General features: G+C 58.0%; 14 protein-coding genes and 2 pseudogenes. 5 read left to right on the forward strand and 11 right to left on the reverse strand.

Translation table 11 applies throughout. The features are described 5' to 3' along the window. Positions 1 to 14: 14 nt before the first annotated feature. A pseudogene (locus tag PRJ_RS13225) lies at positions 15 to 317 on the reverse strand (MFS transporter); the annotation flags it as partial. After that, positions 299 to 694: pseudogene (locus PRJ_RS13230) on the reverse strand (alkene reductase); the annotation flags it as partial. The pseudogenes PRJ_RS13225 and PRJ_RS13230, both read right to left, overlap by 19 nt. Before the next feature lie 224 nt (positions 695 to 918). Between PRJ_RS13230 and PRJ_RS13235 the strand changes: the two are divergent. After that, positions 919 to 1,218, forward strand: coding sequence for a LysR family transcriptional regulator (locus PRJ_RS13235; RefSeq protein WP_080756684.1), 300 nt, complete (start codon positions 919 to 921; stop codon positions 1,216 to 1,218). A gap of 199 nt (positions 1,219 to 1,417) precedes the next feature. Beyond that, positions 1,418 to 1,747 carry a winged helix-turn-helix domain-containing protein gene (locus PRJ_RS13240; RefSeq protein ID WP_064614574.1) on the forward strand — a complete coding sequence of 110 codons (330 nt, stop codon included), beginning with the start codon at positions 1,418 to 1,420 and terminating at the stop codon, positions 1,745 to 1,747. A 363-nt stretch (positions 1,748 to 2,110) separates the two neighbouring features. Here PRJ_RS13240 and PRJ_RS13245 read toward each other — a convergent pair whose 3' ends face one another. Continuing rightward, the gene (locus PRJ_RS13245; protein ID WP_256597968.1) at positions 2,111 to 2,299 is read right to left on the reverse strand and encodes a tyrosine-type recombinase/integrase; all 189 of its coding nucleotides are present in this window, start codon (positions 2,297 to 2,299) and stop codon (positions 2,111 to 2,113) included. A 549-nt stretch (positions 2,300 to 2,848) separates the two neighbouring features. Then, the gene (locus PRJ_RS30395; RefSeq protein WP_223843511.1) at positions 2,849 to 3,184 is read right to left on the reverse strand and encodes a hypothetical protein; all 336 of its coding nucleotides are present in this window, start codon (positions 3,182 to 3,184) and stop codon (positions 2,849 to 2,851) included. A gap of 441 nt (positions 3,185 to 3,625) precedes the next feature. Here PRJ_RS30395 and PRJ_RS13265 point away from each other — a divergent pair, with 441 nt between their 5' ends. Continuing rightward, the gene (locus PRJ_RS13265) at positions 3,626 to 4,897 is read left to right on the forward strand and encodes an IS4-like element ISPa1635 family transposase (RefSeq protein WP_104961008.1); all 1,272 of its coding nucleotides are present in this window, start codon (positions 3,626 to 3,628) and stop codon (positions 4,895 to 4,897) included. Between the two features lie 358 nt (positions 4,898 to 5,255). Here PRJ_RS13265 and PRJ_RS13270 read toward each other — a convergent pair whose 3' ends face one another. From PRJ_RS13270 to PRJ_RS13280, 3 genes are read right to left on the reverse strand one after another with little or no spacing between them, the layout of a single operon-like run. Beyond that, a complete protein-coding gene (locus PRJ_RS13270; protein ID WP_104961629.1) occupies positions 5,256 to 5,690 on the reverse strand; it encodes a DUF6691 family protein in 435 nt (144 codons plus the stop codon). Position 5,691: 1 nt separating this feature from the next. Beyond that, entirely contained in the window at positions 5,692 to 6,129 is a 438-nt protein-coding gene (locus tag PRJ_RS13275) for a YeeE/YedE family protein (protein WP_104961630.1), read from the reverse strand. 53 nt (positions 6,130 to 6,182) lie between these two features. Further along, complete coding sequence (locus PRJ_RS13280) at positions 6,183 to 7,073, reverse strand: universal stress protein (RefSeq protein WP_104961631.1); 891 nt, start codon at positions 7,071 to 7,073, stop codon at positions 6,183 to 6,185. Between the two features lie 205 nt (positions 7,074 to 7,278). Between PRJ_RS13280 and PRJ_RS13285 the strand changes: the two genes are divergently transcribed. Continuing rightward, positions 7,279 to 7,704, forward strand: coding sequence for a potassium channel family protein (locus PRJ_RS13285; protein WP_104961632.1), 426 nt, complete (start codon positions 7,279 to 7,281; stop codon positions 7,702 to 7,704). 59 nt (positions 7,705 to 7,763) lie between these two features. Here the strand turns inward: PRJ_RS13285 and PRJ_RS13290 are convergent, their stop codons facing one another. From PRJ_RS13290 to PRJ_RS13300, 3 genes are all read right to left on the reverse strand, one after another. Then, positions 7,764 to 8,408 carry a hypothetical protein gene (locus PRJ_RS13290; RefSeq protein WP_104961633.1) on the reverse strand — a complete coding sequence of 215 codons (645 nt, stop codon included), beginning with the start codon at positions 8,406 to 8,408 and terminating at the stop codon, positions 7,764 to 7,766. A 72-nt stretch (positions 8,409 to 8,480) separates the two neighbouring features. After that, complete coding sequence (locus PRJ_RS13295; RefSeq protein ID WP_104961634.1) at positions 8,481 to 9,848, reverse strand: MBL fold metallo-hydrolase RNA specificity domain-containing protein; 1,368 nt, start codon at positions 9,846 to 9,848, stop codon at positions 8,481 to 8,483. Then, positions 9,839 to 10,765 (reverse strand): universal stress protein, encoded by a 927-nt coding sequence (locus tag PRJ_RS13300; protein ID WP_104961635.1) that lies wholly within the window; start codon positions 10,763 to 10,765, stop codon positions 9,839 to 9,841. Before PRJ_RS13300 ends, PRJ_RS13295 begins: the two co-directional genes overlap by 10 nt. Positions 10,766 to 10,947: 182 nt before the next feature. Between PRJ_RS13300 and PRJ_RS13305 the strand changes: the two genes are divergently transcribed. Further along, positions 10,948 to 11,496 carry a GNAT family N-acetyltransferase gene (locus tag PRJ_RS13305; RefSeq protein WP_104961636.1) on the forward strand — a complete coding sequence of 183 codons (549 nt, stop codon included), beginning with the start codon at positions 10,948 to 10,950 and terminating at the stop codon, positions 11,494 to 11,496. A gap of 29 nt (positions 11,497 to 11,525) precedes the next feature. Here the strand turns inward: PRJ_RS13305 and PRJ_RS13310 are convergent, their stop codons facing one another. Beyond that, positions 11,526 to 12,452, reverse strand: a complete 927-nt coding sequence (locus tag PRJ_RS13310; protein WP_104961637.1) for a universal stress protein — start codon at positions 12,450 to 12,452, stop codon at positions 11,526 to 11,528. Between the last annotated feature and the right edge of the window lie 217 nt (positions 12,453 to 12,669).

A 12,669-nucleotide genomic window follows, 5' to 3' on the forward strand; every position in this document is an offset into this window, starting at 1 on the left:
GCGACTCGCGTGGCTTATTTTGCGCTAACGGCGCTGGCTGATTCAGCTTGCTCGTGCTGGCGTTTGCGGCCGATTACCAGTACTGCGATACCGGCCACGGTGCACAGCGCGGCCAAGGGCATCAGCGCCAGGGAGTAGCTGCCGGTGGCATCGTGAATGGCGCCGTAGGCATTGACCATAAGGCCTCCGCCGATCAGGTTGGCCATGGCGCCTACGGCGGCAAGGCCCGCGGCAGCGGTCGAGGAAGACAGCCAGCCGGACACCAGTGCCCAGAACGGCCCTTTCATCGAATACGCGCCCACCAGTACGCGTTGGAGTTAGCTGCCAGCTTGGCGCTCGAAGAGACAGGCGCTTCACCGTTGGGTTGCAAGCTGGTGTGTGATACACGGCCCACATGCCACAACTGGGCGAAAATGCAGCCCTGCTTCTGGTGAACGGCTGCGTTGACCCTTTTCCATCCTTCGACTTGTTCTTGCGTATACAACCCGGGGTTGAACAGGTATCCCCGCCCTTGCACCGAAACGGGTACACCTTCGGTGATGATCAGTCCGGCACCAGCGCGTTGCTGGTAGTACAGCACAGTCAGGTCATCGGGAACTGTCGTTTCAGCGCGTGCGCGCGTCATGGGGGCCATGACCACGCGATTCTTCAACGTGAGGCCTGACAAGAAGTAGGGCGTAAAAAGTATGCTCATTAGGATCTCTCTAGGGCGCGCTGTGATGGGCTGATCATGGAAATATACGCGTATTGCCTCTGCTGATAACCGTTGATTGATTCCAGGCATTGCGGAACTCGGTTCCATAATAATGCGTTGTGCCGAGCGTTAGTCACCGGTACTCTCAGGTACATGTCCCTAGCGCACCATCGCGTAGTGCCGATATTTTAAAGCTTTCATGCCGCCGCATGAGGGAGATTTGATTGTCTACTGAGAATTATGATTTTGACCCGGCGCGCCTGCGGTGCCTTGATCTCAATAAGTTAGTCGTCTTTGTTGCCGTTCACCGGGCGAGGAGTGCAAGTGCTGCCGCAAGGATGCTTGGTGTCACTCAGCCCGCCATCAGTAACACGCTTAGTGACTTGAGATTATTTTTTGGTGATGAACTTTTTGTCAGGCGGGGAAATAGACTTCATGCTACGACACAGGCAAACGCCATCGCTGCAATTTTAGAGCGCTCGCTACATTTGCTTGAGGAAACCTTTAACAGGTTTGCGCTGTAGTTCTTTAGTTGCAGGCTCCCATAGTGGGTTTCGATTATGAGCGAGTCGCTATAATGCGCTGTGTGAGTTGGTGCTTACTTTGTGAATGTGGAGAAAAACCAATTCAGAAAGTGAATCGCTAGGCTAGATTTTTGCAATGGTTGCGCGTGGCTGATCACGGTATTTTGGGCGAATGACGCCTTGCCGATGACGAGATTACATGAGAGTCACACTCACAACCCCGCATGATCTTGCCTTTGCCGACCTGAGCCTTGATCTCCCGAAACGTGAGGCTATCTGCAAAAACAAGCGGATAGTGGTGAAGAGCACTTCTTTCAGGCTACTCACGCTTCTGGTCAGCAATGGGGATCATATCGTTAGCCGCGAAAGTATATTCAAGGGCGTCTGGGGCTTCCATTTTGACCCGGGCACCAAGCGTATTGAGGTGCAACTTTATTACCTGCGTAAGGTGTTGCGTTTACTGGACTCAACGACCGTCATTGAGACACACCGTGGTAAAGGTCTTAGGCTGTACGAGGTCGCAAAGTAAAGGTGGGCCCGTCCGTTGTCACTTGGGAGGCCCAAACCAACTCTGAAGTGAAGCTCTTCAAGGCCATCGTCGATTCTCTCGTGAGGCAAGCGGAACAGACAATCGCGTACCGCCGGCAAGACCGTGCTAGCCCACCTGTCACCATGGGGGGCTGAGCGCCGCATCCGTGGCGTAAGCAGGTCATGACGGCTTGGAAAGGGGCAGGGTGGAATTTCTATCCCTAACCTAGCGATTGAGAGTGATCGTGGCCCTCCTGCGAGGGCGGATCGTTTGCTCTGTACCGTATCTGCCGAAGACTGACGGTTAGGTCTCTCCTGGTTTAACTACCTGAGCCACCTAAGCGCCAGAGGGGTCAATTCGGCGTCAGTACCCATGCTGGGCTTTGATTGCTAGGTGGCCAAAAGAGACGCGTGAGTCCACATAGCGCAGCGCAGACTTCATATCCTTCCACCCGACATAACCCATTAGTGCCTTGATGTCCCAGCCATTCGCCGATGCCCAGGTCGCAAAACCCCGGCGCATCGAGTGGCTAGTGTAAAGGGCCTTCGGCAGGCCCGCTTCTTTGAAGACTCGTCATGCCACTGGCAATTGACCTCAATTGGAAGCTGAAGGTCAGCGCAGGCGAACGCGAGGTCCACTCGTTTAGACTTGGGCATGTCGGCCTCTGTAAGCTCCCAGATACCGAACTGCTCAAGCTCTCGGCTGATGAGCATGGCAAAGCGGTCTCTGCAGATGTTCTCAATGTAGGGCATACCGTTGTCGCTCCAGAACATGCTTATCCGATTTGGCCTCCAGTAAACGTAACGGGGGTTTGCGGGAATTTGACCGGAGGTATGTGGGATTGGACACTGACCCTGGCGCCCTTACATAGAACATGATTTAACATAATATGCATTATGAGCATCTTCTTATGGGGCTGCCGGGGCGTGGGGTGGGCAGATTGCAAGCTAGGCCACGTCCGCTCAGGCGCCTTTCTGGCCTTGAGATGGAACATTTGGCGTCATGCCATGGCAAAGGATAAACAAATCCTCACAGCCTCGTTCGCGGTACCAAGACACGACATTGTCAATCAGCTCGCCAAGGATATGGACCAGCGTGTCGTCATAGCCACCAGGTGAGTCGGCCTCGCACGGATAAGTTAGTGAAAACGTTGCGATAACGCTCAATACATTCCTCGTGCCGACTTAGGTCAAGGTGGCTCCGGAGTGTGGCCGGCACTGCATAAAACAATGTCAGCAGATCATGCTTATCAGCCCATTTTCGTTTGATGTCGACTTTGCCGACACGTTGTAAATCTTGATGAGCGGCCTGGATAAGGTCGATATCCAAGTCGTAGGTTTCATCGACCTGGCCATGATTACCGTTTGGTCTGGCAACGAAGGTTTTCAGCAGAATTTCCATGCCAATGGCTGCATTCACCTGGGCAACTGCCATCATGTCGTACCCCTTAAGGAGGTGCTTTGATGCGGTTGCATCGGGATTTTCCAAGAGTAACGGCCCCGGGATTTGGGCTTTCCCTAGTTCAACAGACTATCGGCGGACAAGCTGCGGGATCACTGAAGCAGCCTCAAGATCAACGCTGTGACAGTGACCACAACGGTGATCAGCCCGACAGAAATCGCCACTGGATACCAAAAATTTTCGCGACTCAACTTGGTCGAATCCTGGTTTAGTGCTGCAGTTTCGGCAATCAGTTTCTGGATTTCCGAGTGTATTTCAAAACCCTTTGACTTGCTTGTACCGCTAGCCATACCCCAATGTCATCAACTTTGGAAATTATCCATAAATATCATATAATTAGCGCTCAAATCAGTGCATGGGAGAAGCCCTTTTGACTACCTATACCGCATCGCTTGACACCGCCAGCCAAACCCTGGCTTGAAAATTGTACAAAAAATAACCAGTCCGCTCGATTGTCCCGCCTTCATCGCCGCCCACCGCCAGAATCCTCAAGACTTTACCCGCCGACGCCAGCTCACCTTCAAGAACCTCGTCCTGTTCCTGCTCAATCAGCCACGCACGGCCCTGCAAACCGAACTCGATCAGTTCTATCGCGTACTCAATCAGGCGTCGACTGAGACGCAAATGGTCACTGCGCAGGCCTTCTGCAAAGCGCGCAAAAAGCTCAACCCCGAGGTATTTGAAAGTCTCAATCGCCTCCTGCAGCAACAAATTGACTGCTTCGGGCTGCGCCAGAAGTGGCGTGGGCTGAGGGTGCTCGCGGTGGATGGCTCGACCGTGCATTTACCCCTGGAGTCGACCATGGCGACCTTCTTTGGCAGTCACTCTGGCTTTCCCATGGCTCGCTTGTCCACACTCTACGAAGTCGCTGACGGTCAAACCTTGCATAGCCTGATCGTGCCCCTGACAGTCGGTGAGCGCGACTGTGCCCATCTGCACCTTGAGCACCTGCCGGCTGGCAGCCTGACGCTGTTTGACCGTGGTTACCCTGGGCACTGGTTATTCGCGCTGTTCGCGCAGCAACAGCGGCACTTTCTGATGCGCCTGCCCTGTGGCTATAACGCTCAGGTCAAAGCGTTTCTACACTCTGGCCAAGTTGAAGACACACAGCTTTTCGTGGCCAACCATCCTGAAGCACGTCTGTTCTGCTCCGAGGCTGGCGTTGATCCTGCCAGCCAGATCGAGCTGAGACTGATCCGGGTCGAGTTGGCCAACGGCGAAAGCGAAGTATTGCTGACCTCGCTGCTGGATCGAGAAGCCTTTCCCGCTGAGGTGTTTGCCGAGCTTTACCACCGCCGCTGGGGCATCGAAACCGACTTCCGTCGCCTCAAACAAACCCTGACGCTGGACAACTTCAGCGGCCGCAGCGTGACCGCTGTAAAGCAGGACTTTCATGCCGCTCAACTGTTGAAGAACCTGGCGCTGTTGATGCAGCACCTGCTACAGCCGGTCATCGAACAGCGCCACAAAGGTCGCAAGCTGCGATGGAAAGTCAACTTCACCCAAGGCGTGTCACGGCTCAAAAATACCCTGGTCGAGCTGCTGGTGCGGCACTGTGCTCAGGGGCTGAGCAATGTGCTGGCCTTGATGGCTAAAAGCCTCAGTGCCGTACGCTCAGGCCGTAGCTTTGCGCGCCAACGCAAACGCGCAGCCAGCCGAGGTTGTGAGGGCTACAAACCGACGCGCTGAAGAAACACCACAGCCCAACCTCCGTCCAAAAAAAGCTGGCCACAAGCGGTCGGCATAGGCTCGTCCGGAGGACGAGAAATCTCGCCTAGACAGCCGGAACAGACGATGATCACATCACCGCCAGCCCAGTTAGACCGCGTGATTGAGCGGCAGAGGCCTGGTCATCGCTCGACGGCCATGGCGGCTGGCTGCTTCGGGGGGCTTGTCTTGGGCAGGGCTGCAGCTTAGGTTGATGACATTGAGCCATACCCTGCCCCTATAATAACCTTAAGGAATAACTACGCTAAATATTCATTTAGTAGAGTTACACTCAGTAAGTGCCTTATTCTGATATCGAACAGAACTCAATTGTTTACCGTCAAACCCTGCCCTGATGACGGCTGCGAAACGCTTCCGCAACATTGAATAATCCCATACCGGCAAGCATCGCGAGCACAAATAGCCAGGCTTGCCAGTACCCCCCGGCGAGCAACACCAGCACCGGCCCCGGACATACGCCGGCAAGCCCCCAGCCTATGCCGAAAACCAGGCTCCCGCCGACGAGTCGACGGTCGATGTCGCGCCTGGCAGGCAGCTGTATCTTACCTCCCAGCAAGGCCGTGGTATGACGTCGCGCCCAAGTCATCGGCAACAGTGCGGCACCTATCGCACCCACCATGACCAGTCCCAGCGACGGGTCCCACTGCCCGGCAATGTCGAGAAACCCCAGCACCTTGGCAGGGTTTGCCATACCGGATAGCAATATCCCCATGCCGAACAGCAACCCAGCGATAAAGCCACTGATCCGCTTCATTTCATGCTCCTGAAAGTACATGCCTGACCACGAAGACCGTGGCAAAGCCTGCTGCCATGAAGCACAGCGTCGCCACTGCCGAACGAGGCGACAGGCGTGACAAGCCACAAACGCCATGGCCACTGGTGCAGCCACTGCCATAGCGGGTACCGAGGCCTACCAGAATTCCCGAGACCATAAGCAGCCAAGGCGCCACACTGAAATGAACGGGAGGCATTGCTGAGAACAGTTGCCAGGAAAGTGGCGCGGCAAGGAGTCCCAGCAAAAAGCACACTTTTTCGCCCCGCCCTTCCCCACCACTTTGCAGCATAGAACCGAGCAAACCGCTGATGCCCGCGATGCGCCCGTTCGCAACGGCGAACAGCCCAGCGGCCAAACCGATCAACGCCCCGCCTGCCAATGCCGACCACGGCGTGAAGGCAGCCATATCAACAAACATCTCAGCGCTCCATTGTCGAATCAGAGACAAGAAAAGATGCCATCTTAATGAAGTCAGCTGGCGGGTGCAGACCTGATCGTCAGGATGCTGCACGGTGCATGGCTGACAAGCCGCTCGGTGGTATCGCCGATCACCTTGGCCCAATGCCTGGGCTGCACGGTGCCGACCACCACTGCATCGATTTTCAGCGTGGCGATGTAGGACTTGATCACGCGCAGGGGCGCACCTTCGCTGAAATGCCGGTGCGTGTAGGCGATGCCATGTGCATCGGCCAACGCATCGAAAGGCAGCTGCAGTGACTCGCGTAATTGGTTCACCCAAGGGCCGGCAAGGTCAGGGTTGGCCAGCATGGCGATGGGCAGGTCGTAAGCCGAGAGCAGGTGCAACTGCCCCTTGCATTGAGTCGCCAGTTGCTGACCTGCCGCGACCAGGGCATGGTTGAGGGCGTCGTTGTGTGGCGACGGGTTGGCGACATCCACTGCGACCAGAATGTTCTGGGGGATGGCTGGGGCATCCGCCGGTACGAACAACAACGGCGTCTCACTCCCATGCAGCAGCGCCTGGTCGAGCGAGGTCCGAGCGATCTGCTCGAGCAGGGAGTGGCCCGGGCAGCCCTTGATCACCAAATCAGGCGCGTAGCGGGCAATGCACGCTGGCAGCTGATCACGCGGATTGGAGGTTTCAACTGCCTCGAAACCTGGCCGAGCCCCAACGAATGACTGCTCATCCAGCAGTGCTTTGAGTTCGGTACTGAAATGCATGAACGAGGCCGAATGAAGTGGGGCTTCCTGCAATTCGTGAGGCAGGCGCAGTGCACCAGATTCATGGATGCCCAGTACATGCAAACTCGCACCGGACGCCGCAGACAAGGCCATGGCCCGGGACAGCGCGGCATTGGCTTGGGCCTCGGTCATGATAAGCAGAATCCGGCGATACGGCGTCATGGGTACCTCCCGGCGCGTTGCCTGGGTTGCATGCGATGTCATTATCGAAGCAGGTGCTGGTTCGTTCTTGATAAATATCAATGCCCCCTAGGCGCCACTTTGCACCTGCTAGTGAAGAAATCCTAGCGTTGCTGCCGCAGGCCAATGAGCTACCATCCATGCGTTGGTCGACAACTTGAAATGAACCGCCAATCAGGAACCTGCGATGCTCACTGTCACGCTGATCAACATGCTGGTCGTGATCCTGGTGGTGATCATTCACTACGAATGCTTGCTGCGCCTGAATGACTGGCTACCCCGCCTGAACCTCTGGAGCCGGTTTCGCATCGTGGCGGGTGTGCTCGGCGCACTGCTGGCCCATGCCCTTGAGGTCTGGTGCTTTGCCCTGGTGTATTACCTGATGGCCCATACCGACGGCTGGGGCACACTCAGCGGCAATTTCGACGGGAGTTTCCTGGACTGCGTGTACTTTTCCTTCACCACCTATACCACCATCGGTTTCGGCGACATCACCCCGAGCGGGCACCTGAAATACCTGACCGGCCTGCAGGCATTGACCGGCCTGGTGCTGATCACCTGGACCGCTTCGTTTCTCTTCCTGGAAATGCAGAAGTACTGGAAAGCCAAATAGCGGCGGTTCAGTCGTCTGGCTGCGGCGTCCGGTGCCAGGGCACCGACAGGCGGGCCGGCTCAAGGCGCGGTTGCCTGGGGCTCCTCGGGCAGCAGGTCGAACTGTTCAAGACAGCGCTGCTCATCATCTGCAGTGAGCACCTTCAAGCCGCTCACTTCCTGCATGGGGGTTTCGAACAAGGCCATGCGCAGCACACCGTTGCGCTCCATGAAGGTCTGCGCCAGGCACGTGCACACCGGTTTGCCGACAAGCGCGGTGAGTTTTTCATCTTCGGGTATATCCACTTGAGCCTGCAGGTTGGCCTCGCAGTTCGCCACGATCTGCGTCACTGAGCGCCCTGCCAACCACAAGGTGCTCGTGCCCAGCAGGGCCAGGCACAACAGCACCACCAGCAGGATGTTCGATTCCCGAGCCACTGAGCGAAGGAACGCCAGTCTGGCCTGCCAGCCAGTCTCCAAGCCGTTGAAAATGGCTTTGCCAACGGTGCGCTTCACGCCCCGCTGCACCGCCCAGCCTAGCGCCACGCTCAAGGTCAGCAAGGCCAGCATCACGACCGGATTGTGCATGGGCAGGCGCCAGGTGGGGCTCAGCCCGCGGTAGGCCGATGCGGCGAGCAGTAACACAAGGATCGCTACGATCCAACCCAGGCTGCCCTTGGGGCGATGCAACCACGCTCTCAGTTTCGCCCTAGCTTGTGTGTTCATGAATACCTCCCGTGCCAGCCTGGGCTGTATGAAAAGCCTTGATACTCGGTGATGTTGCGTGGAAAACAGCCTCTAGCGAACAGGGTCGATGGCAACCGTTTCCTGATATTCAGGCACGCACACTTGCCAGCCGAGTTCGAGGCTGATCCGCCGCCGCAAGGTGTCGGCAGCGTGTGGCTCGCCATGAATCACATAGGTCTGACGGGGTGGCCGGGTGAACCCGCGCAACCATTCCATGATTTCATCGGCATCGGCGTGCGCAGAAAGATTCTCCATCGCGTGCACCTGTGCACGGATGGGCACATCCTCGCCTTGCAACCGCACACTGTGGGCGCCCGCGACGATATCGGCACCCCGCGTCCCCCCGGCTTGAAAGCCGGAGAACAGAATGCTGTTGCGCGGGTTTGGCGCCAGTGCCTTCAGGTGGTGAAGCACCCGTCCACCGGTCGCCATGCCACTGGCGGCGATGATCACTGCGGGCTCGCGCAGCTGGTCCAGGTGCCTGGACTCATCGACCGTCCGGACGATGTGCGTGCCTCTGCACATGGCGGCGCACTCGGCTGCGGTCAGCCGATGCTCACTGCGGTACTGCTGGTACAGGGCGGTGGCGTCGGTGGCCATCGGACTGTTCAGGTAGATCGGGATATCAGGGATCAGCCGGTCGCGCTTGAGCGTGTACAGGTAATACATGAGCAGTTGGGCGCGGCCAACGGCGAACGAGGGTACGAGGGTAATGCCATGGCGCAGGAGCGTTTCGTTGATGACCTTGGCCAGGTACTGCTCGGTCGATTCGGCGGGATGCTGGCGATCGCCATAGGTAGATTCGATCAACAGCACGTCCGCCGTCCTGACCAGCTCAGGCGCACGCATGATCGGATCCTGAGGGCGGCCGAGGTCACCCGAAAACAGCACGGTCTGCCCTTCGGCGCTGATCTGGACCGTGGCCGCCCCCAGAATATGTCCGGCGGTACGCAACAGCAACTCCATGCCCTCGGCGATCACGGTCACCTGGTGTAACGCTACGGGGCGAAACAGTGCCAGGGCACGTTTGGCATCCTGCTCGGTATAGAGCGGTTGCGCCGGCGCATGCTTGGAGTAACCGTGGCGATTGGCATGTTCGGCCTGCTCTTCCTGCAGCCGCGCACTGTCGAGCAAGAGGATTTCCGCCAAGGCGCAAGTCGCCGGCGTGGCGTAGATCGGCCCGCGGTAGCCTTCCCGAACCAGCACAGGTAAATAACCACTGTGGTCAAGGTGGGCGTGGGTCAGCACCACCGCATCAAGCGCCCGCAACGCCGGGGGCAGTGGCTGCCAGTTGCGCAGGCGCAGTTGCTTGAAACCCTGGAAGAGTCCGCAGTCGACCAATACCCGCGTGCTGTCACGGGTCAACAAGAACTTGCTGCCGGTCACGGTGCCAGTGCCGCCAAGAAATGTCAGTTGCATGGCCAAGGCTCCCAACTTTCGGCTATTTGGGGATGAACGGCGAGCACGCTGCACGGTGGGCGGCTGACGATACGCTCGGTGGTGTCTCCCAATAGTTTGTCCAGGCCTTTGGGCTGCACCACGCCCATCACCACCGCGTCGATGTCCAGGGCTGCGACCTGTTCCCGGATCACCTGTACCGGGCCTCCTTCCATGAAATGTCGGCGGTCCGGCGCGACGCCTTCGGCATCGGCCAGCGCTTCGAAAGGCTCCTGCAGTGCCTCGCGCATCTCGTCGATCCACGCCTGGGTGACATTCATGTCCGAGGCAAATACCCCTGCCAGGTTGTAGGCCGATAGCAGATGCAGGTGCGCGTCACACTGTAACGCCAGCGCCTGGCCAGCACGAATCAGTCCACGATTGAAGCACGCCTGGACGGCAGGCGTCTCGCTGAACGCAGTATCCACGGCGACCAGCACACGCCGCGGCAATGAAGTGGCCGCCGCCGGCACGAAATGGCTGACGCCTTTGAAACCTCGCATCAGCGCACAATCCAGTGGGGTGCCGAACATGCGCACCAGGGCCGACGCAGCTTCGCTGTCCTTGATGACCATATCGGGCTGCAGTTCGCTGATGTAATCGATCGCCTGGCTGCGGATATCCTCCGCATTCAGGCTGTCGACCGTCAGCGTTATACCGCTGCCGCGATGCCGCTCGACCAGTCCCGTCAACTGAGCGCGATAATGCTCGTACTGGCGCTTGATATCGGCCTCGTTCAGCCGCTCTTCGCGCAGAAGGTGCTCCTCGCTTGGCTCGAACAAGCCCAGTACATGCACGCTGGCGCTGCTGACATGCGCCAAGGCAAGGGCTCTGCGCAAAGCGGCGGAATGCGGTTCTACCTCGGTCAGCAGCACCAGCAATTGTCGATATTGCCCCATGGTGAACCTCCGCGCTTTCGTGAGTGGGTGTGATGCTGACGATATTCCGCGCACAGGACCGCTGCTGCTTGATGCAGATCAGAAAACCGCTACCCAGGCTGAACTTGATGATTGTCAGAACCGAAACGGCCCGCCACGTTAAAACGGCTGCACCAGGTACTGATCAAGCAACGGGAGGCGTCATGAACGGGCAGCAAACAGCACAGCCACAGACCTGCGAACACTGGGTCGAAAACCTCGAGGACGGTTCGGCGGTGCTGATCCGCCCACTGCGCGAAGAAGACCGCGAACGGGACAAGCGTTTTCTGAGCACAATCGCATATGAATCACGGCGCTTTCGCCTCATTGCCGGACTCAGCGGCGGCTTGCCTAGCTTGGACACGCAAGACATGCCCGTGGACTACCACCAGCGCATGGCCTATGTCGCCTTGGTTCATGTAGACGGTCAGTTGCAACAGATCGGCGTCAGCCGCTATGCGGGCATACCTGGCAGTCAACGTTGCGAATGTGCAGTGGCGGTCAGCGAAGACTGGCAGCGCAAGGGGTTGGGCAAGCGCCTGATGCAACACCTGATTGCAGCCGCGCGACGCAATGGCTTTCAGTGCATGGTCTCCAGGGATCTGGCCAGCAACTATGCCATGCACCGGCTGGTCAAGGCACTGGGCTTCACCTCACGCTACCCGGGCGGCGATGTGAGCGAGATTCTGCACGAACTTGACCTGCGGCCTTGAAAAGACAAGGCCCTTGCGGGCCTTGTGCTTCAGCCTTGGGAGCGCTCTGGAGAAATCACCAGCACACTGCTGGACAACCGATGCATAACGCGCTCGGCAGTACTGCCGATGAACCAGCCGATGCCACGGTGGTGATAACTGCCCATGACCAGTACGTCGATATCATTGTTATCCATGAATATCGCCAGGGCCTTTGCCGGGTCGCCTATGCGCATATGGCGGTGTTCGACGGCGATGCCGTTGCGTTCGGCAAGCTCCTGGAAGGCAGCGCTTTGAGCGTCATGCAAGGTCTGGGCATCGTTTGAATCGAACAGGAACGAATGTTCCCGGCTGCCGCCGGCGTCCAGGTACATGGAACCCAAGTCGTAGGCGTACAGCAACTCGATCTGGGCATTGCACTGCAATGTCAGCTTCAGCGCTTCGCTGATGATCAGGTCGTTGAAGCCTTCAAACTGATCCTCCGGCCTGGACAGGTCCACCGCCGCCAGAATCCTGCGTGGCAACGCATGGCTGGCCTTGTGTACCAGGTGCAAGGGTATTCGCGTTTCGCGCAGCAACTGGATATCCAGCGAGGTGAACATTGCGCGCATCCACCAAGGCTCATGCTCGAGCTCTTTGATCAGCATGGCAAACGGTTGCTCACGCAAGTGTATCAGGATCTCATTCAAGGGCTGCTGCACCCACACCACCTCGGTTGTGACGGTGACACCATTGCGCCGCATCTGCAACGCCTGGGTTTCCAGCCATTCACGGTGCTGCTGCACGTAACCCTCGCGCATGACTGCCAGCGCTTGGTCATTCACCAGGCCCGCCGTGGCAAGCCCTTCCACGTAGTCGAAAGCGACGATGTGCAGCGCCATTCCCTTGGCCTTGGCCAGCGCAGCAGCCCGGTCATAGACCGGGGTTCGGCGCATCAGGGGGGAGGCGATCAGCAGCAGTCTTTGCGGAGTTTCCATGGCACACCTCTGAGGTTGTGATACGTAGGTAAAGCATCTGCCACCTACGTGTTGCGAACTTGATGTTTATCAACTGGAGGCACCTGCCGACCAATGGCATTGCCCAGGGCGCAAGAACTTGACGCGGATCAATACCTCGGGACTTCGCTGGCGCACCCTGTACCCAGATCACAGCCACTTCAGGCCCCACAGGCGCGCCATGGCGACCCCGCCCTGA

It is taken from the genome of Pseudomonas sp. XWY-1 (genome assembly GCF_002953115.1).
Taxonomy (GTDB): domain Bacteria; phylum Pseudomonadota; class Gammaproteobacteria; order Pseudomonadales; family Pseudomonadaceae; genus Aquipseudomonas; species Aquipseudomonas alloputida.

Coding starts and splice junctions, on each gene's coding strand:
- PRJ_RS13305 (WP_104961636.1), top strand. CDS start 10,948: ATGAACGGGCAGCAAACAGCACAGCCACAGACCTGCGAACACTGGGTC.
- PRJ_RS13310 (WP_104961637.1), bottom strand. CDS start 12,452: ATGGAAACTCCGCAAAGACTGCTGCTGATCGCCTCCCCCCTGATGCGC.
- PRJ_RS13275 (WP_104961630.1), bottom strand. CDS start 6,129: ATGTTTGTTGATATGGCTGCCTTCACGCCGTGGTCGGCATTGGCAGGC.
- PRJ_RS13270 (WP_104961629.1), bottom strand. CDS start 5,690: ATGAAGCGGATCAGTGGCTTTATCGCTGGGTTGCTGTTCGGCATGGGG.
- PRJ_RS13295 (WP_104961634.1), bottom strand. CDS start 9,848: ATGCAACTGACATTTCTTGGCGGCACTGGCACCGTGACCGGCAGCAAG.
- PRJ_RS13240 (WP_064614574.1), top strand. CDS start 1,418: ATGAGAGTCACACTCACAACCCCGCATGATCTTGCCTTTGCCGACCTG.
- PRJ_RS13290 (WP_104961633.1), bottom strand. CDS start 8,408: ATGAACACACAAGCTAGGGCGAAACTGAGAGCGTGGTTGCATCGCCCC.
- PRJ_RS13280 (WP_104961631.1), bottom strand. CDS start 7,073: ATGACGCCGTATCGCCGGATTCTGCTTATCATGACCGAGGCCCAAGCC.
- PRJ_RS13300 (WP_104961635.1), bottom strand. CDS start 10,765: ATGGGGCAATATCGACAATTGCTGGTGCTGCTGACCGAGGTAGAACCG.
- PRJ_RS13285 (WP_104961632.1), top strand. CDS start 7,279: ATGCTCACTGTCACGCTGATCAACATGCTGGTCGTGATCCTGGTGGTG.
- PRJ_RS30395 (WP_223843511.1), bottom strand. CDS start 3,184: ATGATGGCAGTTGCCCAGGTGAATGCAGCCATTGGCATGGAAATTCTG.